This is a genomic window from Gemmatimonadaceae bacterium (assembly GCA_035606695.1).
Taxonomy (GTDB): Bacteria; Gemmatimonadota; Gemmatimonadetes; order Gemmatimonadales; family Gemmatimonadaceae; genus JAQBQB01.
The window spans coordinates 1-21,983 of record DATNEW010000035.1 but is presented as its reverse complement, the minus strand read 5'-3'; the positions used below and the strand labels follow the sequence as shown (position 1 = coordinate 21,983).

Here is a 21,983-nt window from a genome sequence, read left to right as displayed (position 1 = left end):
TTTAGAGTACTAGAAGATCTGACCGAACTTGAAGTGGACTTGCCACTTCGGATCCTTGACGCCATTCGCATCGACGCGATCCAGACCGTAGCCGAGATCGATGCCCAACGGGCCCAACGGAGTGACGAGTGACGCACCGAATCCGGCACCACGGAAAAGCCGCGTGGGGTCGAAGTCGCGCGGCCGCTGCCACAGGTTGCCGGCGTCGTAGAAGCCGTCGATGTACAACTGTTGATTGACGCGCAGACCCAGCTCGGCCGTTGAAACGTACACGGCATTGCCGAACGAGCTGCGCTGCGCCTGGAACTGATCGGCGTTCGGCAGGTAGCCCAGCGGCGTGATCGAGAACTCCTCGTAGCCGCGCAGGTGATAGTCGCCGTACTGCACGCCGCCCAGCGAAAACGCCTGCGACACGAAGAACGGACCCGGATCGCCGAACAGCGCGCCGGCCTTGGCGCCGAGCCCGAAGACGAGCGACATGGGCTCGGGACCGAGGCCTTTGCCGAACGTCGCGAGCTGGGTGTAGCCGTGTACCTCGCCCGTCAGACGGGTGTATTGCGCCGTGCCGCCCAGCGGGCCGCCGTTCAATTGCAGCGCGAGATTCTCGTGAACGCCCGACACCGGGAACGGCATGCCGAACCGCGAATCGTGATCGAGCGTCAAGCCGACCGTGCTTCGGAAGCACCCGTTGCAATTGATGGTGCCGACCAGCCCTTCGCCGCCATAGCTCACGCGCTCGCCGCCGTAGCTCAGGTACAAGCTCGTCAGGCGCGAGTTGGGAAGCCGGAACCCGAATTGGATCTGGCCGCCGGTGGTCGTCGACTGGCCGATGTCGCGGATGATGAAGCGCGACTGCTGGTGATACGCCGTGATCGTCCCCGATGTATTCGATCCTTTAATACGAGGATCTGAATATGACAGGCTGAAATCCTTGATGTACTGGCCGAACTGCCACTGCAGCGAGCCGCGCTTGCACTCGCCGAACAGGTTGGGCTGATCGAAGCCGATGAAGCCGCCCAGTCCGGTCCCCTGTCCCACGGACGCGCCGAAGTTCACGTTGCCGGTGCGCTTTTCCTTCACGTGGAAGATCAGGTCGATGTCGCCCTTCTCGTTGGCCGGCCGCGTGTCCGGGGGCGGCATGTCCTGCTCGAAGAAGCCGAGGTTGGCGATGTTGCGATAGCTCTGCACCAGGCGGTCCTGATTGAACACGTCGCCCGGCAGAATGAACAACTGGTCGCGAATGCAGCTTTCGACGGTGACGTCGTTGCCGACGATGTCGACGCGATTCACGATCGCCGGCGTCTTCTCGTCGATCTCCCAGCGCAGATCCACGCGCGGCGCGGAGTCCGGCCCGACCTTCCGCCGCTCGACGACCGGATTGACGCTCGCGTAGATGTACCCTTCGTTCGCGTAGGCTTCCTGCACCTTGTGCGTCGCGTCTTCCCACGCGCCTTCGTTGAAGACGTCCTTCGCTTCGGGCGCGCCTTTGCCGACCAGGCCCTTCACGGCCTGCTTGACGCTCGTGGACGACTTGTTGTTGAAGGGATACAACCCTTCGATCTGCTCGCTCGAAAAGAGCTTGGCGCCGTTCCACGAGAAATCACCGATCTTGTATTGCGGCCCTTCGTTCACCGTCAGGCGCACGAGCGCCTTGCCCTTCGCGCGATCGATGATCAGCGAGTCCTTCACGACCGATGCGTCGATGTAGCCGTGCGAGGCGTACAGCTCGGGGATCGTCTTGGCGAGATCCTCGGCATACTTCTCCTGATCGAACTCGCCGTTCCGCCACCAGAAGAACCCTTCGGGCTTGGTGCTGATGGCTTTGACGATCGTCTTGGCGCTCAATGCCTTGTTGCCGCGAATCTCGACGCCGGAGATCGCGAGGCGGCGTCCCTCGTTCACGTTGAACACGAGCATCGTGGCGTCGCCGCTCTTGATCGTGTCGACCTTCACGCGCGCGAGGTAATAGCCTTCGCTCTGGTACAGCGAATCGATGCGGGCGACGTCTCGCGCGACTTGCGCGGGGTCGATGGGCTTCCCGATCAGCAGGTCGACGCGATCCTTGACGGAGCTCGTGGACACCTTCTCGGCACCGGTGACGGAGACGTCGCTGAGGATGCGGCGCTCGGTCAGGTTGAAGACCAGCGTGGTCTTGCCGCCGGTGGTGTCGCAGGCCGTGTTGATGTCGGCCTCGAACTGGTTGGTCGCGTACAGATCCGAGATGGCTCGTCGGAGCACGCGCGTGTTGATCGTGCTCTTGGGAGCAATCCCGATATCCGCCCGTAACTCGGCGTCCTTGATTCGCTGATTGCCCCGGAAGGCAATGCTATCCGGGGTGGCACACCGACCGGTCACGGACTCCTGGGCCTGGGCGACCGAACCGGCCACCAGCAGACTCAGCGCCGCGACGAGGAAGCGCATTTGTCGCATAGTCTTGGAATATACACAACGGGTCGACGATACGATCCATAAAGAGTTGGCGCGTTTGGTCGAGAGGGTACCGCGGCCGCGCGGCGTCCCACCGGGCGCCGCGGAGCGAGTGCAATAGTGCCGATACCGGCCCGCAGCGCCTGGGTGCGACCGTCGCAAACAGACAGAGCCCCGCCTGATGGGCGGGGCTCTGTGTGCATCGTGCGAACGACTTACGCCTGCGTCGTCGGCGTCGGCACGCGGAAATCGAGCTTATCCCCTTCCGGCGACACGTCGACCTCGATCTCGTCTCCGCGGCTGAAGTCGCCCATGAGAATCTTCTCGGAGAGCGGATCCTCGATGAACTTTTGAATCGCCCGCTTGAGTGGGCGAGCCCCGTACTGCTCGTCGTAGCCGTTCTTGACGAGGAAGTCCGTGGCGCCGTCGGTGAGCTTGAGGACCAGCTCCTCTTCGGCCAACCGCTTCCGCACGTCCTTGAGCAGAATGCTGACGATCTGCGAGATGTGCTCGCGATTGAGCGGGTGGAAGACGATGACGTCGTCCAGACGGTTCAGGAACTCGGGATTGAAGACATTCTTGAGCTCGTCGCGCACCTTGTCCGCGCGCCGCTCCCAATTCGCCTTCTCGTCGCCCGACGTGAAGCCCAGCGACTTGGTCTTCATGAGATCACGCGCGCCAACGTTCGACGTCATGATCACCACCGTGTTCTTGAAGTCGATCACCCGGCCGTAGTTGTCGGTGAGGTGGCCCTCGTCGAGCACTTGCAGGAGGATGTTGAACACGTCCGGATGCGCCTTTTCGATTTCGTCGAGCAGGATCACCGAGTATGGCTTGCGCCGCACGGCCTTGGTGAGCGTGCCCGAGTCCTCGTAGCCGACGTATCCCGGCGGCGCACCGATCAGGCGCGACACCGAGAACTTCTCCATGTACTCGCTCATGTCGACGCGAATCAGCGCCGACTCGTCCGCGAACAGGAACTTCGCGAGGCCCCGCGCGAGCTCCGTCTTGCCGACGCCCGTCGGGCCCGAGAAGACGAACGATCCGATCGGCCGGCGCGGATCCTTGAGACCCGCGCGGCTGCGGCGAATCGCCTTGGAGATGGCCTTGATCGCCTCGTCCTGGCCGATCACCGTCGTGTGCATCTCGTCTTCCATCCGCAGGAGACGCGAGGTCTCCGCTTCCTGAAGACGCGTCACCGGAATACCCGTCCAGCGGCTGACGATGAACGAGATTTCCTCTTCACCAAGCACCGGGCGGTGCGACTGGCGCCGCGCCTCCCACTCCTGCTGCTTCTGCTTGATGTTGCCCTGGATCTCGCGTTCCTTGTCACGCAGCGACGCGGCCTTTTCAAAATTCTGATCGCGGACCGCCGCTTCCTTCTCGGCGTTCACCTTCTCGAGATCGACCTTGAGCGCGGCCACTTCCGGCGGCGGCGCCTGGGCGGCAAGGCGCGCCCGCGCGCCCGCCTCGTCGATGACGTCGATCGCCTTGTCCGGAAGGAATCGGTCGGTGATGTAGCGTTCCGACAGCTTGGACGCGAGCGCGAGCGTCGTATCGGGGATCGTCACCTTGTGATGATCCTCATACTTCTTGCGCAGCCCCTTCAGGATCTCGACCGTCTCTTCCACCGACGGCGGATCGACGATCACCGTCTGGAAGCGGCGCTCGAGCGCCCCGTCCTTCTCGATGTACTTGCGATACTCGTTCAGCGTAGATGCACCGACGCATTGCAGCTCGCCACGCGCGAGGGCGGGCTTGAGCATGTTAGAGGCGTCGATGGCACCTTCGGCTGCCCCCGCACCCACGAGCGTATGCAGCTCGTCGATGAACAGGATGATCTGCTTGTTCTGCGCGATCTCGTTCATGACCGCCTTGAGGCGCTCTTCGAACTGACCGCGATATTTGGTGCCGGCGATGACCGCCGCCATGTCCAGCGACAGCACACGGTGGTCGCGCAGCGACTCCGGGCACTCCCCGTTGGCGATGAGCTGCGCCAATCCTTCGACGATCGCCGTCTTGCCCACGCCGGGTTCGCCGATGAGGACGGGATTGTTCTTTTTGCGACGGGTGAGGACTTCCATGACGCGCTGGATCTCTTTCGCGCGCCCGATCGTGGGATCGAGCTGCCCCTCGGCCGCCAACTGCGTCAGATCGCGGCAGAAGTGATCGAGCGCCGGCGTCTTGGATTTCTTCTCACCCTTGGGCGCGGCCGCGGGCGCACCGCCCTGCGGTTGGCCCGCAACCCCGCCCTGAGCACCACCCTGCGGCATCTCCGTTCCGAGGATGCGCAATGTCTCGGCGCGGGCGGCGTCTAAATTGACGCCCGCGTCGGTCAGTACCTGCGCCGCAATCCCCTTTTCTTCGCGGAGAAGGCCCAGCAGGAGGTGTTCAGTGCCAACGTACGAATGGTTCAGCTCGCGCGCTTCGCTCATAGCGAGCTCGAGCACTTTCTTGGCGCGCGAGGTATAGGGAAGATCGGGTCCGGTTGTTTGGCCGGCTTTACCCTTCTTCACCGTTTCTTCGATTTTTTGCTGGATGTCGTCCAGCTCAACGCTGAGGTTCTGAAGGACCGTCGCTGCGACGCCTTCGCCCTCGCGGATCAATCCCAGCAGGATGTGCTCAGTGCCCACGTACTCATGGTGGAGTCGTGCGGCTTCCTCGCGAGCCATCGCCAGGACTTTCCTCACCCGCTCGGTGAAGTTATAGCCGTTCATCATTCCCTCTCATCCGGTTGAGACGATTGTCAACCGACCGAGCCCGCTTCCTCTTCCAGCGCCTTACGCACATACCGTGCGCGCGCCAGGTTGGTTTCGCTTTCGGTCAACGCCCTGCCCTCTGCATACGCCAGGTGCGCGGCCTGCGAAAAGATCAGGAGCTTGTTGAGGGTATATACACTAAGGCTGGAAATCAGTTTCAGGCCGACGGCTAAGCGCACACCGCTCAAGTAGTTCATCGCCTCGTCGAACGTGAGGCTTCGAGCGTATCGCAACGTCCCGTACGCGCGCCACAACTTGTCTTCGATAATATAACCCGCGTCCCGCAAGAGCACACGACGCGCTTCCGCTTCTCGTTCGACGACGTGGCCGACCACGCGCAACAGCTGGTCGAGCAACTCGTCCTCGGATCGTCCCAGCGTCGTCTGGTTCGAGATCTGAAAGAAATTCCCGACCACCTCACTGCCCTCTCCATACAAGCCTCGGTAGGTCAGCCCCATTTGCTGAAGGCTGGCCAGCACTTTTCCGATCTCCTTGGTGAGCACGAGCCCCGGGAGATGGATCAGGACCGAGCCCCGCATCCCCGTGCCGACGTTGGTCGGGCACGCGGTCAGGAACCCAAACTCGTGGTGATACGAATACGGAAGCCGCGTACCTAACTCGCGATCCAGCTTGTCGATGGCCGCATAGGCTTCGCCGAGGGCGAAGCCCGAGCGCAACGACTGCAGGCGCAAATGGTCTTCCTCATTCACCATCACACCCAGACCGTCGGCCAGGATCACCGCGGCACCACTCCGCAGCGGATGCTGGCCGTCCAACCCCGCCAGCTCCTTGCTCACGAGATGCCGCTCGTGCAGCAGCGCGCGCGACGTCGGCGGCAGCTCGTCGAGCCGATACGTCACCGCGTCACGAAGCGCCGACACCGAGCCCACCGCTTCACGCACCTGCGCCAGCACCCGAAGGCGTTCGCCGTCGCGCGCGCGTCCCGTAAATGCATACCCGTCGACGTTCCGCGCCAACCGAATGCGTGTCGAGAGGACGATATCGGAGTATTTCCCGGATGCATCGAGCCAGCCGACGCCGCCGTCGGGCAGCAGCGACAGATCGACGCTCATCGCCGCTCTCCCACGGACTCGTGGTTCCCGGCCTCCGCGACGCGAATGCGATCGCGCAAATCCGCCGCGAGCTCGAACTGCTCCGCGTCGATCGCACGACGCAACCGCTCTTTGAGCTCGCCGAGGATCGCGGCGCGCTCCATCGTTTCCGACATCGGCGGCTGATAGACGCGCCCGACATGGCGATGATTGCCCTGCACGCGGCGCAGCAGCTCGCGAATGCCCGCCTCGAAGTTCGTGTAGCAGCGCGCGCAGCCCCAGCGTCCCGTCGCGCGGAAGTCCGCCATCGTCGTGTTGCAGAAGCTGCAGCGCGCGCCGTCGCTCGCACCGGTCGACGTCGCGACCTGCTGATGCACGGCCTGCAGAAACTCGCCCAGCGGATGCTTCGGCGTCGCGACGGTCGTCTCGACACCGCGCTCCGCGGCGCATCGCTCGCACAGATGCAGCTGATGCACGGCGTTGTTCTCGATCTGCGTGAGATGCACGACGGCGTCACGCTCGTGGCAATTATCGCAGAGCATGTTATCGCTCGCGCATTAGGACACGACCTCGCGCACGTCGAGATCGGTGAGATGACCATCCTCGAGCACGAGGGTGCGATCGGCCCGCGCCGCCAACGCGCGATTGTGCGTCGCGATCACCATCGCGATCTCGAGATCGCGCGAGAGCTCGACGAAGAGATCGTGCAGCCGCTCGCTGTTCACGTGATCGAGGTTGCCCGACGGCTCGTCGGCCAGGAGCACGGCCGGATCGAGCGCGAGCGCGCGCGCGACGGCGGTGCGCTGCTGCTCGCCGCCGGACAGCTCCGACGGTTTGTGCATCGTCCGCCCGCCGAGCCCGACGCGCTCCAGCAGCTCCTGCGCGCGGCGCGCCGCTCGCGCGTCGTCCCAGCCCGCGATGCGCGCCGGCATCATCACGTTCTCGAGCGCCGTGAACTCGCGCAGGAGATGATGAAACTGGAACACGAAGCCGATCGAGCGATTCCGAATCGCCGACAACTCGTCGTCGCCCCGGCCGGTCAGCGAATGGCCCGAGATGCGCACCTCGCCCCGCGTCGGCTGGTCGAGCGCGCCAAGGAGGTGGAGGAGCGTGCTCTTGCCGGCGCCGCTCGCGCCGACGATCGCCACCATCTGGCCGCGCTCGACGTGCAGCGACACGCCGTCGAGCACGGTGATGAGCCCGCCATCTCCGCCGCGATAGACTTTCGCCAGGTCGATCGTTTCCAGCACCATCATGACTGCGTCATTCGTGACGAATCGCCTCTACGGGGACGAGCCGCGACGCCGCCGTCGACGGATAGATCGTCGCCAGCGCCGCCACCGCCAGACTCGCCACCACGATGAACACCAGGTCGAGGGGTTGCATCGAGACCGGCAGGTGATCGATGTAATATACCGACGGATCCAGCGAGATGAGCCGCTTGTGGTCGATCAACAAGGCCGCGCTCGCGCCGATGATCGTCCCCGCGCCGGTGCCGACGACGCCGATCACCAGGCCCTGGGCGAAGAAGACGCGCCGAATGGATTTCGCCGGCATGCCCATCGCGCGCAGAATCCCGATCTCCTTCGTCTTGTCCGTCACGACCATGGTCAGCGTGCTGATGATGTTGAACGCGGCCACGAGCACGATGAGGAGGAGAATCACGGTCATGCCGAGCTTCTCGAGCTTGAGCGCGGTGAAGAGCGTGTTGTTCTGCTGATGCCAGTCCACCACGCGCATGGGCGAGCCCAGGCTGTCGAGCAGCTGCTGCGCGATCTTCGGCGCATCCCACCGCGACGGCGTCTTCACCTCGATGCCGGTCACCGACGCGCCCAGGTGCGCGAGCTGTTGCGCCTCGGGGATCGCGATGATGACATATGAATTATCATACTCATACATGCCGGTGTCGAAAATGCCCGTGACCTCGAAGGTCATGATCGTCGCCTTCGGCTGCCCGGTGATCGGATCCGTCTCGTTGGGATTGATCGTCAACAACGTCACCGAATCGATCCCCGGCGTCGCGTTCAACCGCTCGGCCAGCTTCTTTCCGAGGACCGCGCCGTGGCGCTTGCCGTCCGAGCTCCGAAACGTGAAGTCGCCCGCGACCGCGCGATCGCGAATCGTCGTCACCTGCGGCACGTTGGGGCCGTCCGGCAGCAGCCCGAGCACGAACGCGCCCTCCATGTACTTGTGGCGCGCCGACTGTACGACCGCCTGCGTGAAGACGAACGGATCCGCGGCGACGACGTCCTTTTGGCGGAGAATCTTGCGCAGCACCGGCTGCCAGTCGTCCATCACCATGTCTTCGCCGTACATCATGACGCGGATGTCCGGACTGCCGATGAGAATCTTCTCACGCAGATCGTTCTGCAGCCCGTCCATCACGCCGATGATGACGATGAGCGCGCTCACCGCCACGGTCAGGCCGAGAATGGCGATGAGCGAGATCAGCGACATGAATTTCGATCCGCGCCGGCTGCGCAGATAGCGCCAGGCGATCGATAATTCGAGTTTACTCATTCCGTTTCCTCATTCGCCCATACGCCCATACGCCCATACGCCCATACGCCCGCTCACTCTGCCCGCAGCGTCGGAAATAGTATCACATCGCGAATATTTGGCGTGTTGGTCAGATACATGAACAACCGGTCCATCCCAATCCCCACCCCGCCCATCGGCGGCATCCCGTATTCCATCGCGCGCAAATAATCCTCGTCCACGCCGCTCGCCTCCTCGTCGCCCGCGGCACGCAGGCGCGCCTGCGCCTCGAACCGCCGCCGTTGATCGATCGGATCATTCAACTCGCTGAACGCGTTCGCCATCTCCTTCCCGCGCGCGAACAACTCGAATCGCTCCGTGAGCCCCGGGGTTCCGCGCTTCGGTTTCGCCAGGGGCGACAACTCCACCGGATAATCGATCACGAACGTCGGATCGTGCAGCTTCGACTCGACCAGCGCCTGGAACATCTCGTCGAGCAGCTTGGGCCGGCTCAGCGCCTCCACCTTGTGCACGCCGGCGCGGGCGGCCGTTTGCCGGAGCGTCGCGTCGTCCATCGTCATGGCGTCGGCGCCCAGGGCCTTGTTGAGTGACGGCACCCACTCGACGCGCGGGAACGGCGGCCTGAACACCGGCACGCCGTCCGAGCCATGCTCGATCGCGCCCGACGCACTGCCCACCTGCGGCGGCGACCACACCGTACGCACCGCGTCCGCGGCGCGCACGAGGATGTTCTCGACGCGCGACATCATCACCGTGTAGTCCGCGAACGCCTCGTAGAATTCGAGCATCGTGAACTCGGGATTGTGCGTGCGGTCGATCCCTTCGTTCCGGAAGTCGTGCCCGATCTCATACACGCGATCGAATCCGCCCACGACCAGCCGCTTGAGATAGAGCTCGTCGGCGATCCGCAGATACAACGGCATGTCGAGCGCGTTGTGGTGCGTAACGAACGGCCGCGCCGCCGCGCCACCATACAGCGGCTGCAACACCGGCGTCTCCACCTCGAGATAGTCGAGCTCCTCGAGGACGCGGCGAATCTCGGACGTCATGCGCGACCGCGCGCGAAACAGCGCGCGCACTTCGGGATGCACCGCGAGATCCGCGTAGCGCTGCCGGTAGCGCTGCTCGGGATCGGAGAAGCCCGAGTGGCGCACCGTCACCCCATTCACGACTTCTTCCTTGCCGAACGGCAATGGTCGGAGCGACTTCGAGAGCAGTTCCACGTCCACGACGCGTACGGTCACTTCACCGGTGCGCGTCCGAAACAGCGGGCCGCTCACCCCAATGATGTCCCCGATGTCGAACAAATCGAGTGCGGCGTAGGCCGTCTCACCCAACGCGTCCTTCTTGAAGTAGAGCTGAATGCGGCCGGAGTCGTCGGCGATGTGCGCGAACGTCGTCTTGCCATGCGCGCGCCATGCGACGATGCGGCCCGCGACGCGCACGTGTTCACCCTCGTCCTCCGCACCAGCCGGGTGCAATCCGACCGCCTCGGCCGCCCTGTGCGAGCGGTCGAAGCTGTACGCGAACGGCGCCATGCCGCGCTCGATCAGCGCGTCTAGTTTCTCCCGCCGCGCCTTCTGAACGAAGTTGAGATCGCCCGCGTCCTGCCGGTCCGTGAGATCGTCGCTCACGCGGCGGCGCTCCCGGACTGCCCGTTGAGCTGCTGCAGGTACGCCTCGATGAACGGATCGATGTCGCCGTCCATCACTTTCTGCACATCAGGAATCTTTAATTCGGTGCGGTGGTCGTTCACCATCGTATACGGTTGGAAGACATAGCTCCGGATCTGGTTGCCGAAGCTCACGTCCGATTTGTTCGCATCCATCTCGGCTTTTTTCTTCGCGAGCTTGTCCGCCTCGAGCTGATAGAGGCGGTTCTTCAGCATCTTCATGGCGGTACCCTTGTTCTTGTGCTGCGACCGTTCCTGCTGCGACGCCACGACGATGCCGCTCGGAATGTGCGTCAATCGCACCGCGGAGCTGGTCTTGTTGACGTGCTGGCCGCCGGCGCCCGACGCGCGGAACACGTCCATCTTGATGTCCTCGTCGCGGATCTCGATGTTGATTTCCTCATTGACCACCGGATACGCGAACACCGACGCGAAACTCGTGTGCCGCCGCGCCTGCGCGTCGAACGGCGAGATGCGCACCAGCCGATGCACGCCCGCTTCCGCTTTGAGGAACCCGTACGCGTACACGCCCTTGATCTCGAGCACCGCGCCCTTGATGCCGGCTTCCTCTCCCTCGCTCAGATCGAGAATCTCGATCGCGTAGCCTTTGCGCTCGGCCCAGCGCGTGTACATGCGCATGAGCATCGCGGCCCAGTCTTGCGCTTCGGTCCCGCCCGCGCCGGCGCTGATCTCGAGCTGCACGTCGCGAAAATCATCCGGCCCCGATAGCAGTGACTTGAGCCGCAGTTGTTCGATCTCGGCCTCGAGCGTCGTCGCTTCGCGCTGGACTTCGGCGGCGAGCTCGTCGTCCGGTTCGGCCTGGAGCATCTCCTCGAGCTCACGTGCGCTCTCGACCCGCGCGCTCACCGAGTCGAACGGCTCGATCCATACTTTCACGGCTTTCACCTGCTGCACCACGCTCTGCGCGGATTGCTGGTTGTCCCAGAATCCCGGAGCGGACATGCGCTCCTCGAGCTGCCTCAGCGTCTCGCGCTTGGCATCCAGGTCAAAGGTACCTCCGCAGCTCGGCGAGCACGTCCGCCTGTTGCTTGAGCTGCTTCGCGCGCTCGCTGTCCGCCATGGTGCGTGTGCTCCGATGTGCAGGTAAGACGAGAGCCGTCACCGGAAGGGAGACGGCTCTGTAATTGGAAAGATAGGCACCCGCCGCCCATCACCCAACGCCCATCGCTAGAACAGCTTCTGCCCGTTCGCGAGGATGTCGTTCAGCGCTTCTTGAAAGTGCGGCGTCGAGTCGGCGAACTCCTTCCCCACCTGCTCGACATATTCCTCGTAGCTCTTCTTGATCTCTTCGCGGAACAACTCGCGAAGCGTGCCGTCGCGCAACCCTTCATCGCGTCGCTGCGGGAAGTACGTCACGAGATCGGAGATGAGCGCCCGCGCGAGGCGGCGCGCCTTCGCGTTGGGATCATTCGCGAGAAACGGATTGATCGGCGCACGCGCGGGCGTCGCGGTCGATGGGCGCGCCGTCGGCGCTGCCGGCGCGGCCGGCGCGGCCGGTGCCGAGGCAACGGCTGGGGCAGGTGCCGGCGGCGGCCCAACGCAGGGGGTTGGCGGCGCCACCGGTCTCGCTGGCGTCGGCGCCGCCGGTGCCATCGCGGGCGACGGAGGCATGCCGCCCGGACGTGGCATCGGCGGCGCTGGCGGCGCTACCGGAGCCGACGGCATGCGTGGCACGGGAGGCGTCATCGGCCGAGAAGCGAAGCTCGGTCCCCGCGGGGGTGCAACGCTCGGAGAGATCGCCGGACCGCCGATGGGCGGGGTCGGCATGGGCGAGCGAACCGCCGGCGGAGCTGGTGCGGCAGGTGCCGACGGAACGGGTGGCGTGAACATCGGCCGCCGAGGCTGCGGCGGCGCCGATGTCGCGGGCACGGCGGGCGCGGGGGCCAAGGGGGCTGGCGGCGGTGGCGAAGCCGCCGCGGCGATCGTAGGCCGCGGAGCAACGTTCGTCGCGGCCGGAGCCGCAGTCAGAGCCGGGGCCGCCTGCCCGAACTCCTCCTCGATCGAGTTGCCCGCTCCGATCGTGATCACACCGCCGCACACCGAGCAGCGGGCGCGCACGCCGGACGCCGGAATCTTCACCGGGTCAACGCGAAAAACCGAGCGACACTCCGGACACGAAACGTTCACGTACTCCCTCCGTCCGCCGCAGTCACGGCCGCCGCCCCGCGCGGCGTCGGTGCAACCATCTCGTCGATCATCGGCGCGTCGGTGCGCCGATCGATCGAGAACACGGAGCCGGGAAGCGTCTTGGCGTAGCTCTTCATCTCCGTCGCGAGCGCGCTCACCTGCGCCGCATGCGTGAAGAACCGCCGCTCGTTCGTGACGACGCCGATCGACACCGTCATCAATGGTACTCGGTGCAACTGGCCTCGGCGATCCTTGCCGAAGAAATAGCCCGCTCGCCGGTCCTGCTCCGAATACTGAAACGGGATCAACGTATCGAAGATCGACACGATCTCCGAGCAGACCTCGGGAACCGCCGCGGTCGGAATGACGAAGATGAAATCGTCGCCGCCGATGTGGCCGACGAATCCCTCCTCGTGACAGCAGCCCTTCACCACGTCGTGGAGAATCTGCGCGAGAATGCGAATGACGCGATCGCCCTCGTAGTACGAATAGCGATCGTTGAATTCCTTGAAGTGATCGAGGTCTGCATAGCACGTCGCGAACGGCGCGTCGATCGACAGGCGGCGCCCGATCTCGGCTTCGATCTCGACCGCGCCGGGCAATCGCGTCGACGGGTGGACGTAGAGGTCGCGATCGGAGCGGCGCAGCATGGCATCGAGGCGAATGCGAAGCTCCGCGGCGGCCTGCTGCTCGCGCACGACCTCGTCCGCGCCCGCGCGAAAACCGGCGTCGAACGACTCGAAGTCATCGTTCGATACCACGACCGAAGGCACCACGCCGGTGTACGAGTCGGACTTGAGGTGGCGCAGTGCGTCGAGCGCCACCCCGGAGTTGCGGCGCGTGTCGAACACGACGACGCGCGGCCGGCTGCGCAGCGCAACTCCCATCAGCGTCTCCGTATCCCGGATTCGCACGATCGGAAGTCCCAGCTCCGTCAACCATTGCTGCACGACTTCGGGTGGACCCTGATCGTCGGGCGAAAAAAGGATCGCGCTAGTTGTTGCCACGCTCTGCCATATCAGCGGTAAGACGCCAAGATAGGAAGGCGTCAGAATGAAGTCAAACTATGACGGCAACACGACTTGCGCGCTGTTGGCTTGGCGTGACTCAGGTCACAATTGCTTCACCAGCTTACGGACGCGCTCAGCGCCGTTCGTCCATCTCCAACAGGACGAACCTGAAGACGGAAAGTAGCGAACGCATCCACCATGCTCAGAAGGTGATTCACCGCAATCAAGACGAGCTGCGTGTTCGCCTGATTGTTGGCGTCGTTCCGCTTGTTCGTTGCCTGGGTGAACTGGTCGAGCTGAAAGCCCGCGTTCTGCCACGACCAGGCCATGTTCGACGGAATCGCGTGGGCCCGGTAAAACGACAGCGCCGAGACGCTGTCAGGGGCGAGTCCCTTGGCCAACGCCCATGTGTGGCCGTTCCAGGTGCTGGGATCCGTCTCCGGAATCAGGGCCTTAACGCTCTTGCTGAACACGCCGCTCTCGTTCCAGTCGCGCATCGTCTCGTAGTAGACCCAGGGCCCGTCCGGTCCGTTCGGCGACAGGTGCGCCCGCGCGACACGGCGAGCGATGTCGCGAAACGCCGCCTCCTGCTGCGATCGCTCGCGCACCTGCTTGCCATAAACCCACCACAGAATGCCTTCGACGGCCACGTATCCCACCCACCGCTGCTGCTCGAGCATGAACTGCCCGGAGCCAGGCGCCACCAGCGACGCCAACGGGCTCGCCGACCGCGGGAGGTGCGGCACGGACACGTGCGGCACAACGCCGGAGCTCAACGCGTGCGACTCCTGCGCGGTACCGATGCTCGCGTGAGCTGCGGTACATACCGCGCCAACGACAACAAGTCCCAGCCAGCGCATCAGAATATGTAGCGAAGCGAGACGAGCGTCGGGCGAAGTCCGGAGGTCCCGGGGTCGGTCGCCATCTGTGATAAATCGATCGCGAGTTTGCCCGTCTGGACCCCGACTCCAAACGTCGCACCGCTGACTTCACCGGGGCCATACACGACATACCCGGCGCGCCCGAAGTAGCGATTTTGATATCCGACCTCTCCACCGAACCGGAAACCGGGCGCTCCCGGGCCGACCCGCGCGACGATATCCGCGGCGCCGATGACCCGAACGTCCTTGGCGTCCTTGAGCGTGGGCATGATCGCGATCCCTGCCTCGATGCGCGTCGGAAGCTCGTCGGCCTGCGGCGCATCTTTCTGCTGCAGCTTCGGCCCGATGTTGCGCGCCGCAAGGCCGACCGACAGCACCGAATCATGCGACACGTAGAACTGGGCACCGAAGTCCAGCGCGTTCACCGAGCTGCTCGCCGGAAGGTTTGGGCCGCATTCGCCGCTGCACGGAGCCGTTCGCACGAGCCGTTTGACAGTAAATCCGGCGGTCGCCCGACTGCCGAAGGTCGTCGCGAACGTCGCGGCCACGACCTCGTGTTTCGGAACGAACGTACCAGTTTGCTCATTCAAATCATTCGTTGCGATGTCCGTGCCCTCGTCCATGTACCGGGCGCTCAGCGCCACGGTTCCCACCGGCGCGAAGGTCCACACGACCGATCCGCCGATGTCCGTGGAAATCAATGCGCTCAACTTGCTCTGTTCCTGGAGCGAAGCCTCGCGATGCGCCCGGGCAACAAGGGCGGGATTGAGCCACACTGCATCCGACGGCGACGCCATGGCGACGCCGGTCATGCCCATGGCGACCGCACGCGCACCGTACGGGAAGATGAACTCGAATGCCGACTCATTCTCGGTCCCTGTTTGCGCGCCGAGTGTCGCGGCCGCGGCCAGCGAAAACGCCGCGCCAATGATGACGTGCCGAAGAAACTGGCGCACGCTAAAGCGGCGTCGCCTCATCGATGAGCATGATCGGAATCCCGTCCCGAATGGGATACCGCAGCTTGCACGCGTGGCACAGGAGCGCCGACTCGGCTTCGCGATACTCGAGCTCCCCCTTGCACTTGGGACAAACGAGGATGGCCAGCAACTGCGGCGAGACTGGAGTGCTCGCCGTACCTCCGGTACCACTCATGGGGACTGTTCCTCGGGGAGTTTGTAACCAAAGCGACTCAACGCGTGCGCGTTGCGCCGCCAGTTGTGAAGCACCTTCACCCAGAGATCCAGATACACCGGACCTCCGACGAGCGCTTCGATCTTGGCCCGCGCCGCTTTGCCGATGGCGCGAACGCGCTGCCCGCCCGCGCCAATCAGAATTCTCTTCTGACTGTCTCGCTCGACGTGCAGCACCGCTCGAATGTAAATGGGCGACTGTGCCTCCCGAAACTCTTCGATCTCACACGCGATGCTATAAGGAAGTTCGTCCTGTAGCTGTTCCAGCGCCGTCTCGCGAACGAGCTCACTCACGAAGAACCGCACCGTCTGCGTGCTGATGTCGTCTTCGGGATAGAGCAGTTCACTCGCCGGCAACATCCCACCAATCCGCTCGAGCAGCGCCTCGACTCCCGCGCCTGTGGCCGCCGACATCGACACCGCCTCGGGATGACGCGCCGCCAATGCCTCCTGCCGCGCTGCGTCGATGAGGTCGGTCTTGTTGAATCCGACAATAACCGGCGCGCGCGGCGACTCGTCGAGCTGCGCAACTTCGGCCAGCGGCGCCGGGTCACCCTCCGTCGCGTCCACCAGATACAGGATGACGTCGGCATCGCCAAGCGCCGAGAGCGCCGTCGCACGCATGGCTTTCTGGAGGGCGTACCTGGGGTTGAGCAACCCGGGTGTGTCGAGGATGACGATCTGCACGTCGCCGGCGGTGTGAATTCCGACGATGCGATCGCGCGTCGACTGCGGCTTCGGGCTGACAATGCTCAGCTTCTCGCCGACGATCCGATTCAGCAGCGTCGACTTTCCTGCATTCGGTTTGCCGACGACGGTCAATATTCCAGCACGAGGCATCCAGAAAAGTAACCGTCACGCTCACCACGACGGCCGCCTCGCCTTGACAGTGATGCCCGAAGCGGTATCGTCGCTGCAAACCAGACACGACGATGTGTCAGCAGGTGGTGCCCCCCCACCCTGGCAAGGATGAATCGATGAAAGCCCACGGTTCCGTGGTGTCGGCCGCGATGTTCATGGCCGCACTCTTCCTCGTCGCACCGCCGCACCTCGCGGCGCAACAAGCCACCATCACCGGCCGCGTCACCGCGCAAGGCTCGGCCGAACCCTTGTCCGAGGCGCGCGTGTACGTCGTGGGATCGGCGTTGAACGTCGGCACCACCGCGGACGGCCGCTACACGATTCGCGGCGCTCCCCTCGGCACCGTCAACGTGCGAGTGATCCGCGTCGGTTACCAGGAGCAGAAGAAGTCCGTCTCAGTGACCGCGGGCGCCACGGTCACGCTCGATTTCTCGATGCAGCAGGCGATCGTGCAGCTGCAGGAGATCGTGACGACGGCAACCGGGCAACAGCGCCGCGTCGAGATCGGAAATACCGTCGCCACCATCGGGGACGTCGGCAAAAAAGTCGAAGAGACGCCGATCACCAACGCGTACGATTTGCTCGTCGCGAAAGCACCGGGCGTCTCCGTGCTGCCCGGCAACATGACGGGCACCGCCGGCTCGATTCGCATTCGCGGCGTGAGCTCGCTGTCGCTGAGCAACGCGCCGATCTGGGTCGTCGACGGCGTGCGCTTCAACGCCGGCGCATACAGCGTGCGCGGCGCCGGCGGCTCGATGGTTTCCTCGACGTACCTCAACGCGCTCAATCCCGAGGACATCGAGGACATCGAGATCGTGAAAGGCCCCTCGGCCGCGACGTTGTACGGCACCGACGCCTCGAACGGCGTCATCGTCGTCACCACGAAGAAGGGCAAAGCCGGCAACACCAAGTGGAACTGGTTCGGCGAGGGCGGAAAGCTCGAGGACAAGTCGCACTACCCCGACACGTGGGCGATTTGGGGCCATTCGGCGACGTCGCCCAACAACCAGATTCGCTGCTTCGACAGCACGCTCTCCACGGGCGCGTGCATCAAGGACAGCGTGACGTTCCTCAACATCATTTCCGACTCGCGCTACACGCCGATTTCCACCGGCAACCGCAATCAGTACGGGCTGCAGGTCAACGGCGGCTCCGATGTGATTCGCTACTTCGTGAGCGGCGACATGGAGAACGAGACCGGCCCGCTCAAGATGCCGGGCCTCGACGTCGCGCGATTCGACGCGCAGAACATCGGGGTGCGCGACGAATGGCTCCGTCCCGAATTCCTGCAGAACACCTCGCTCCGCACGAATCTCAGCGCCGCGCTGTCGCCGCAGTTCGACCTGACCGTTACCGCCGGATTCACGAAGACGAATCAGCGCCTCGGCCAGACGGACAACAACTTCAACAGCGTGTTCTATCAGGCGATGATGGCGCCGGGCTTCGCGCATCCGGGCTTGGGCTACACCGACAAGGATTCGCGCGGGCAGGAGTTGTACGGCAACACGCAATTCACGTACGGCGACATCTTCCAGCGTTTCGCGCGCGAAGACGTGCAGCGCATGCTCGGCACCATGCAGGCGAGCTGGCGCCCGTTGTCGTGGATGCAGAACGACGGCACGGTCGGCGTCGACTTCGCGGCGCGCGACAGTTATGGACTCTGCCGCTACAACGAATGCCCGGATTTCAGCAGCTGGCGCCTTGGCGCCGTCGGCGACGGACATTTAGAGAATCGTAATTTCTCCGCGAAGTTCACCTCGAATGCGTCGTGGCAAGCCCGGACGTGGCTCGTGTTCAAGACGACCGCCGGCGCCGACTACACGAATCAGGAAAACGAGTCGACGACGGCCTCGGCAACCAACCTGCCGCCGGGCGCACAGACCGTCGGTGCCGGCGCGGTCACGCAGGGCGGCGGCACGCTGCCGTCCGCCGACAAGACGTACGGCGCGTACGTGCAGGAGCAAGCGACGCTGCGCGATCGTCTGTTCCTCACCGTCGCCATGCGCCAGGACCAGAACAGCGCCTTCGGCACGAACTTCCAGTCGATCACGTATCCCAAGGCGAGCGCGTCGTGGATCGCGTCCGACGAGCCGTTCTTCCCGCAGTACTCGTGGTTGAATCAGTTCCGCCTCCGCGTCGCCTATGGCGCGTCGGGCGTGCAGCCCGGCTCGACGTCGGCATTCGTGACGTTCAACGCGCCCGTGGTCAGCGTCAACGCCACGGACACGCCGGGATTGCGCGCGAACTCACTGGGCAACGCCGATCTCAAGCCCGAAACGTCGACCGAGATCGAAGGTGGATTCGATGCGCGGGTGTTGGGCAATCGAGCCAACCTCGAGCTCACGCTCTACCAGAAGAAAACGAAGGACGCGTTGTACAGCCAGAACATCGCGCCGTCCGTCGCGCCGTCCGCGCTGAGCGTGCTGCGCAACCTCGGTTCGGTGCAGAACACCGGCATCGAAGCCGCGATCAACACGACGATTCTCGATCTCCGGCGCTTCGGTTGGGACGTGAGCATCGCGGCGTCGCACAACAGCAACAAGGTGTTGTCGCTCGGCCTCGATGCGGCGGGCAAGCCGAATCCCACGAACGGCACCGGGTCGACGCGTGACTCCGTCGGACTCCCGGTGCACGGACAGTTCTATCGCGTCTACACCTACGCGGACTCGAACCACGACGGCTTGATCACGGCCAACGAGGTCACGGTCGATCCGACGTTCCGCTACGTCGGCTATGCGGTGCCGCGCGACATCTTTTCGGTAACGAACGGCATCGACCTCTTGAATCGCACGGTGCGCATCAACGGCCTGTTCGACTACAAGGGCGGCTACCTGATCTTCAACAGCACGAAGAATTTCCAGTGCCAGCAAAATCCGGCCTGTCCGGGCCGGTCCGATCCGACGGCCTCGCTCGAGGACCAGGCCGCGGCGATCGCGACGACCGCCAAGAATCCGAGCACCGCGTGGGGCTACCTCGAGAACGGCCAGTTCTGGCGCTTCCGTGAGCTGTCGGCCACGTGGCGCATCCCGACGCGTGCGGTGCAGCTCGCGCGCGCGGGTGACGCGACGCTCGTGTTCGGCGCGCGCAATCTCAAGGTGTGGACCAAGTACAAGGGCGCCGATCCCGAAGAAAACTTCAGCACCGGCGACACCCAGAGCACGTTCGCGAGCTCGGCACCGCGCCGGTACTACACCGTGCGGCTCAACCTCCACTACTAACCGACGAGGCGACCACAAATGCGGAATAGCCGGACGTGTGGAATTCCGAGCGAAGGTGCGGATCGCCGACGCGAGGAACCATCAGTGTTCCAGCGCCCTCGTTGGAGCGGCTGGAGTCGTAGGGGCGTCTCGCTGGCCTTGAGTGCCGCCATGCTCCCGCTGGCAGCGTGCAGCGTGCGTGACAATCTGTTGTCGCCGCAGCAGCCCGGAACGATTCTCCCGGGCGACATCGGGAGCGCCGGCGCCGCGGGCGCCGAAGCGCTGCGCGTGGGCGCGCTGGGGCGTTTGCAGCAGATCACGCCGGGCGGTGGCAACGGCAATCAGTCCACCGCCGCCATGCTCGGCGACGTGTTGACGGACGTGTGGAAGTCTGGCGATACGTTCTCGCAGCACAACGAGACCGACCAGCGCGTCATTCAGACGAACAACTCGGTGCTCTCGAGCGCCTACAGCAGCATGCAGCAGGCGCGCGGGTCATACCGCGATGCGATCAACGCGCTCAAGCAGTTCGTCGCCGACAAGCCCGCCGAACAGGCGGAGCAGTTCTGGGCGATGGGTTATACAGAAATGCTCATGGCCGAGTTGTTCTGCAACGGCATTCCGATGAGTGAGACGGTGGACGGGGTGTACTCCTACACCAACCCGCTGACGAATCAGGAAGTCTTCGCGCGCGCGATCGGGCATCTGGATTCGGCGGCGACTCTGGCCACGGGCAGCGATGCCTTTGCCGTTTCCATTCGCAATGCGATCGCGGTGACGCGCGGCCGCACGCTGATCGACATGGCGAAGTTCCCGGAAGCGGCGGCGGCGGTGGGGGGCGTGCCGACGAACTTTCAATACACCGTCACGTTCTCGCAGACCACGAACGACAACAACATCTGGAATCTGGCCGGCCAGGTGTCGACGCGCGCGCGGTTCGTCGTCGGGGACAGCTTCGACTTCACGGGGCGGATCAAAAATGCGTTGCCCTTCGCGTCGGCGAAGGATCCGCGTGTGCCGGTGACCGGGTCAGCGGTCGGCACGGGCACGAAGTCGATCGACGGTGTGACGCCGCTCGTCGCGCAACAGATCTGGGTGAACCGGAGCGATCCGATTCCGGTGGTGAGTGGGCTCGACGCCCGACTGATCGAGGCTGAGGCGGCGCTCAAGGCCGGGGATATCGCAGGGATGATGACGAAGTTGAATGCGCTGAGGACGGCGTCGCAGACGCTGGGCAACTTCGTGGTGCCGGTGATGGCGGCGTTACCCACGCCGGCGAATGCGACGGCGGCGACGGATCTCTTTTTCCGGGAGAAGGCGTTCTGGCAGTTTGGCCGCGGCCTGCGGTTGGGTGATGAGCGGCGGTTGGTGCGTCAGTATGGCCGGACGGCGGACACGGTGTTTCCGACGGGGACGTTCCACAAGAATGGTGGTCCGCCGTATGGGACGGATGTGAATCTTCCGGTGACGGACAATGAGAAGACGAATCCGAACTTTACGGGGTGTATTGATCGGAATGCGTGAGCTGGTCAGCTGGTCGTGTCTCGGCGAGCACCGGTGTACAACGAGAGGGTTTGCCTACGTCTGACCAGATCTGTGGTGCTCGGATCTGGTCGGAGGTGGTCGGACGGTGTCGTCGTGCCAAAAAAACACAACCGCCCCGAATCCATACTGGATTCGGGGCGGTTGTGTTAGAGGTGCCGGCGACGGCCTACTCTCCCGCGCTCTCGCGAGCGGAGTACCATCGGCGCTGTAGGGCTTAACGATCGTGTTCGGAATGGGAACGAGTGTGGCCCCTACGCTCTAGTCGCCAGCGATTCGGTCAATTTTTGCTTCTTCGCGAGGCGAGGAAGCGACAATGAAGTGTTTGGTAGATCGGAATTCAAAGAATTCGTATAGAGGATCATTCAGCGTTGCTTGCAGTTGACTTCCCAATGGAAGTCCAATTGGGAGTAGTCAAGCCACACGGGCGATTAGGACCGCTGCGCTTGGAATCTCTTGCGAGACGTCCACGGGCGGCCTATCGACGGGGTGGTCTGCCCCGGCCCTTTAGAGTCCTCAAGGGACTGGGAGAGTTCATCTTGGGGCGTGCTTCCCACTTAGATGCTTTCAGCGGTTATCACAGCCGACCATCGCTACCCGGCGGTGCCCTTGGCAGGACAACCGGGACACGAGCGGGTCGTCCGACTCGGTCCTCTCGTACTAGAGTCCGCTCCCCTCAACTCTCCAACGCCCACGACGGATACAGACCGAACTGTCTCACGACGTTCTGAACCCAGCTCATGTA

16 protein-coding genes and 2 rRNA genes are annotated in these 21,983 nt (G+C 64.0%); 2 read left to right on the top strand and 16 right to left on the bottom strand.

Annotation, left to right across the window (positions count from 1 at the left end):
* Positions 1 to 9 precede the first annotated feature (9 nt).
* From bamA to era, 14 genes are all read right to left on the bottom strand, one after another.
* Positions 10 to 2,421 (bottom strand): outer membrane protein assembly factor BamA, encoded by a 2,412-nt coding sequence (gene bamA, locus VN706_19000; GenBank protein ID HXT17733.1) that lies wholly within the window; start codon positions 2,419 to 2,421, stop codon positions 10 to 12.
* Between the two features lie 221 nt (positions 2,422 to 2,642).
* Positions 2,643 to 5,147: an ATP-dependent Clp protease ATP-binding subunit gene (locus VN706_18995; GenBank protein HXT17732.1), complete on the bottom strand. Its 2,505-nt coding sequence runs from the start codon at positions 5,145 to 5,147 to the stop codon at positions 2,643 to 2,645.
* Between the two features lie 26 nt (positions 5,148 to 5,173).
* Entirely contained in the window at positions 5,174 to 6,259 is a 1,086-nt protein-coding gene (locus VN706_18990) for a protein arginine kinase (protein ID HXT17731.1), read from the bottom strand.
* Positions 6,256 to 6,780 (bottom strand): UvrB/UvrC motif-containing protein, encoded by a 525-nt coding sequence (locus VN706_18985; GenBank protein ID HXT17730.1) that lies wholly within the window; start codon positions 6,778 to 6,780, stop codon positions 6,256 to 6,258. Before VN706_18985 ends, VN706_18990 begins: the two co-directional genes overlap by 4 nt.
* Before the next feature lie 15 nt (positions 6,781 to 6,795).
* Complete coding sequence (locus tag VN706_18980) at positions 6,796 to 7,494, bottom strand: ABC transporter ATP-binding protein (GenBank protein ID HXT17729.1); 699 nt, start codon at positions 7,492 to 7,494, stop codon at positions 6,796 to 6,798.
* 7 nt (positions 7,495 to 7,501) lie between these two features.
* The gene (locus VN706_18975) at positions 7,502 to 8,758 is read right to left on the bottom strand and encodes an FtsX-like permease family protein (protein HXT17728.1); all 1,257 of its coding nucleotides are present in this window, start codon (positions 8,756 to 8,758) and stop codon (positions 7,502 to 7,504) included.
* 53 nt (positions 8,759 to 8,811) lie between these two features.
* A complete protein-coding gene (gene lysS / locus VN706_18970) occupies positions 8,812 to 10,371 on the bottom strand; it encodes a lysine--tRNA ligase (protein ID HXT17727.1) in 1,560 nt (519 codons plus the stop codon).
* Positions 10,368 to 11,490, bottom strand: a protein-coding gene (gene prfB / locus VN706_18965) for a peptide chain release factor 2 (GenBank protein HXT17726.1) whose coding sequence is annotated in 2 segments (ribosomal slippage) — positions 10,368 to 11,432 and positions 11,434 to 11,490 — 1,122 coding nt in all. Because the reading frame shifts where the segments join, the coding sequence is not laid out codon by codon here. Before prfB ends, lysS begins: the two co-directional genes overlap by 4 nt.
* Before the next feature lie 107 nt (positions 11,491 to 11,597).
* A complete protein-coding gene (locus VN706_18960; GenBank protein ID HXT17725.1) occupies positions 11,598 to 12,059 on the bottom strand; it encodes a hypothetical protein in 462 nt (153 codons plus the stop codon).
* 494 nt (positions 12,060 to 12,553) lie between these two features.
* Positions 12,554 to 13,564, bottom strand: a complete 1,011-nt coding sequence (locus VN706_18955; GenBank protein HXT17724.1) for a diguanylate cyclase — start codon at positions 13,562 to 13,564, stop codon at positions 12,554 to 12,556.
* Positions 13,565 to 13,680: 116 nt separating this feature from the next.
* Positions 13,681 to 14,427 carry a hypothetical protein gene (locus VN706_18950; GenBank protein HXT17723.1) on the bottom strand — a complete coding sequence of 249 codons (747 nt, stop codon included), beginning with the start codon at positions 14,425 to 14,427 and terminating at the stop codon, positions 13,681 to 13,683.
* Positions 14,427 to 15,404 (bottom strand): PorV/PorQ family protein, encoded by a 978-nt coding sequence (locus VN706_18945; GenBank protein ID HXT17722.1) that lies wholly within the window; start codon positions 15,402 to 15,404, stop codon positions 14,427 to 14,429. Before VN706_18945 ends, VN706_18950 begins: the two co-directional genes overlap by 1 nt.
* Position 15,405: 1 nt before the next feature.
* Positions 15,406 to 15,600 (bottom strand): Trm112 family protein, encoded by a 195-nt coding sequence (locus tag VN706_18940; GenBank protein ID HXT17721.1) that lies wholly within the window; start codon positions 15,598 to 15,600, stop codon positions 15,406 to 15,408.
* Entirely contained in the window at positions 15,597 to 16,478 is an 882-nt protein-coding gene (gene era, locus VN706_18935; protein ID HXT17720.1) for a GTPase Era, read from the bottom strand. Before era ends, VN706_18940 begins: the two co-directional genes overlap by 4 nt.
* 137 nt (positions 16,479 to 16,615) lie before the next feature.
* Between era and VN706_18930 the strand changes: the two genes are divergently transcribed.
* Together VN706_18930 and VN706_18925 are read left to right on the top strand one after the other, a co-directional pair.
* Entirely contained in the window at positions 16,616 to 19,717 is a 3,102-nt protein-coding gene (locus VN706_18930) for a SusC/RagA family TonB-linked outer membrane protein (protein ID HXT17719.1), read from the top strand.
* Between the two features lie 150 nt (positions 19,718 to 19,867).
* The gene (locus tag VN706_18925; GenBank protein ID HXT17718.1) at positions 19,868 to 21,220 is read left to right on the top strand and encodes a hypothetical protein; all 1,353 of its coding nucleotides are present in this window, start codon (positions 19,868 to 19,870) and stop codon (positions 21,218 to 21,220) included.
* Between the two features lie 174 nt (positions 21,221 to 21,394).
* Here the strand turns inward: VN706_18925 and rrf are convergent.
* Together rrf and VN706_18915 are read right to left on the bottom strand one after the other, a co-directional pair.
* A 5S ribosomal RNA gene (rrf, locus tag VN706_18920) occupies positions 21,395 to 21,511 on the bottom strand.
* Positions 21,512 to 21,648: 137 nt separating this feature from the next.
* Positions 21,649 to 21,983, bottom strand: a 23S ribosomal RNA gene (locus tag VN706_18915); the annotation flags it as partial.

What these genes read in the sequence shown, in the direction of transcription:
- bamA (HXT17733.1), bottom strand. Translation starts at nt 2,421, where the DNA reads ATGCGCTTCCTCGTCGCGGCGCTGAGTCTGCTGGTGGCCGGTTCGGTC.
- VN706_18995 (HXT17732.1), bottom strand. Translation starts at nt 5,147, where the DNA reads ATGATGAACGGCTATAACTTCACCGAGCGGGTGAGGAAAGTCCTGGCG.
- VN706_18990 (HXT17731.1), bottom strand. Translation starts at nt 6,259, where the DNA reads ATGAGCGTCGATCTGTCGCTGCTGCCCGACGGCGGCGTCGGCTGGCTC.
- VN706_18985 (HXT17730.1), bottom strand. Translation starts at nt 6,780, where the DNA reads ATGCTCTGCGATAATTGCCACGAGCGTGACGCCGTCGTGCATCTCACG.
- VN706_18980 (HXT17729.1), bottom strand. Translation starts at nt 7,494, where the DNA reads ATGATGGTGCTGGAAACGATCGACCTGGCGAAAGTCTATCGCGGCGGA.
- VN706_18975 (HXT17728.1), bottom strand. Translation starts at nt 8,758, where the DNA reads ATGAGTAAACTCGAATTATCGATCGCCTGGCGCTATCTGCGCAGCCGG.
- VN706_18960 (HXT17725.1), bottom strand. Translation starts at nt 12,059, where the DNA reads ATGCCACGTCCGGGCGGCATGCCTCCGTCGCCCGCGATGGCACCGGCG.
- VN706_18950 (HXT17723.1), bottom strand. Translation starts at nt 14,427, where the DNA reads ATGCGCTGGCTGGGACTTGTTGTCGTTGGCGCGGTATGTACCGCAGCT.
- VN706_18940 (HXT17721.1), bottom strand. Translation starts at nt 15,600, where the DNA reads ATGAGTGGTACCGGAGGTACGGCGAGCACTCCAGTCTCGCCGCAGTTG.
- era (HXT17720.1), bottom strand. Translation starts at nt 16,478, where the DNA reads ATGCCTCGTGCTGGAATATTGACCGTCGTCGGCAAACCGAATGCAGGA.
- VN706_18930 (HXT17719.1), top strand. Translation starts at nt 16,616, where the DNA reads ATGAAAGCCCACGGTTCCGTGGTGTCGGCCGCGATGTTCATGGCCGCA.
- VN706_18925 (HXT17718.1), top strand. Translation starts at nt 19,868, where the DNA reads ATGCTCCCGCTGGCAGCGTGCAGCGTGCGTGACAATCTGTTGTCGCCG.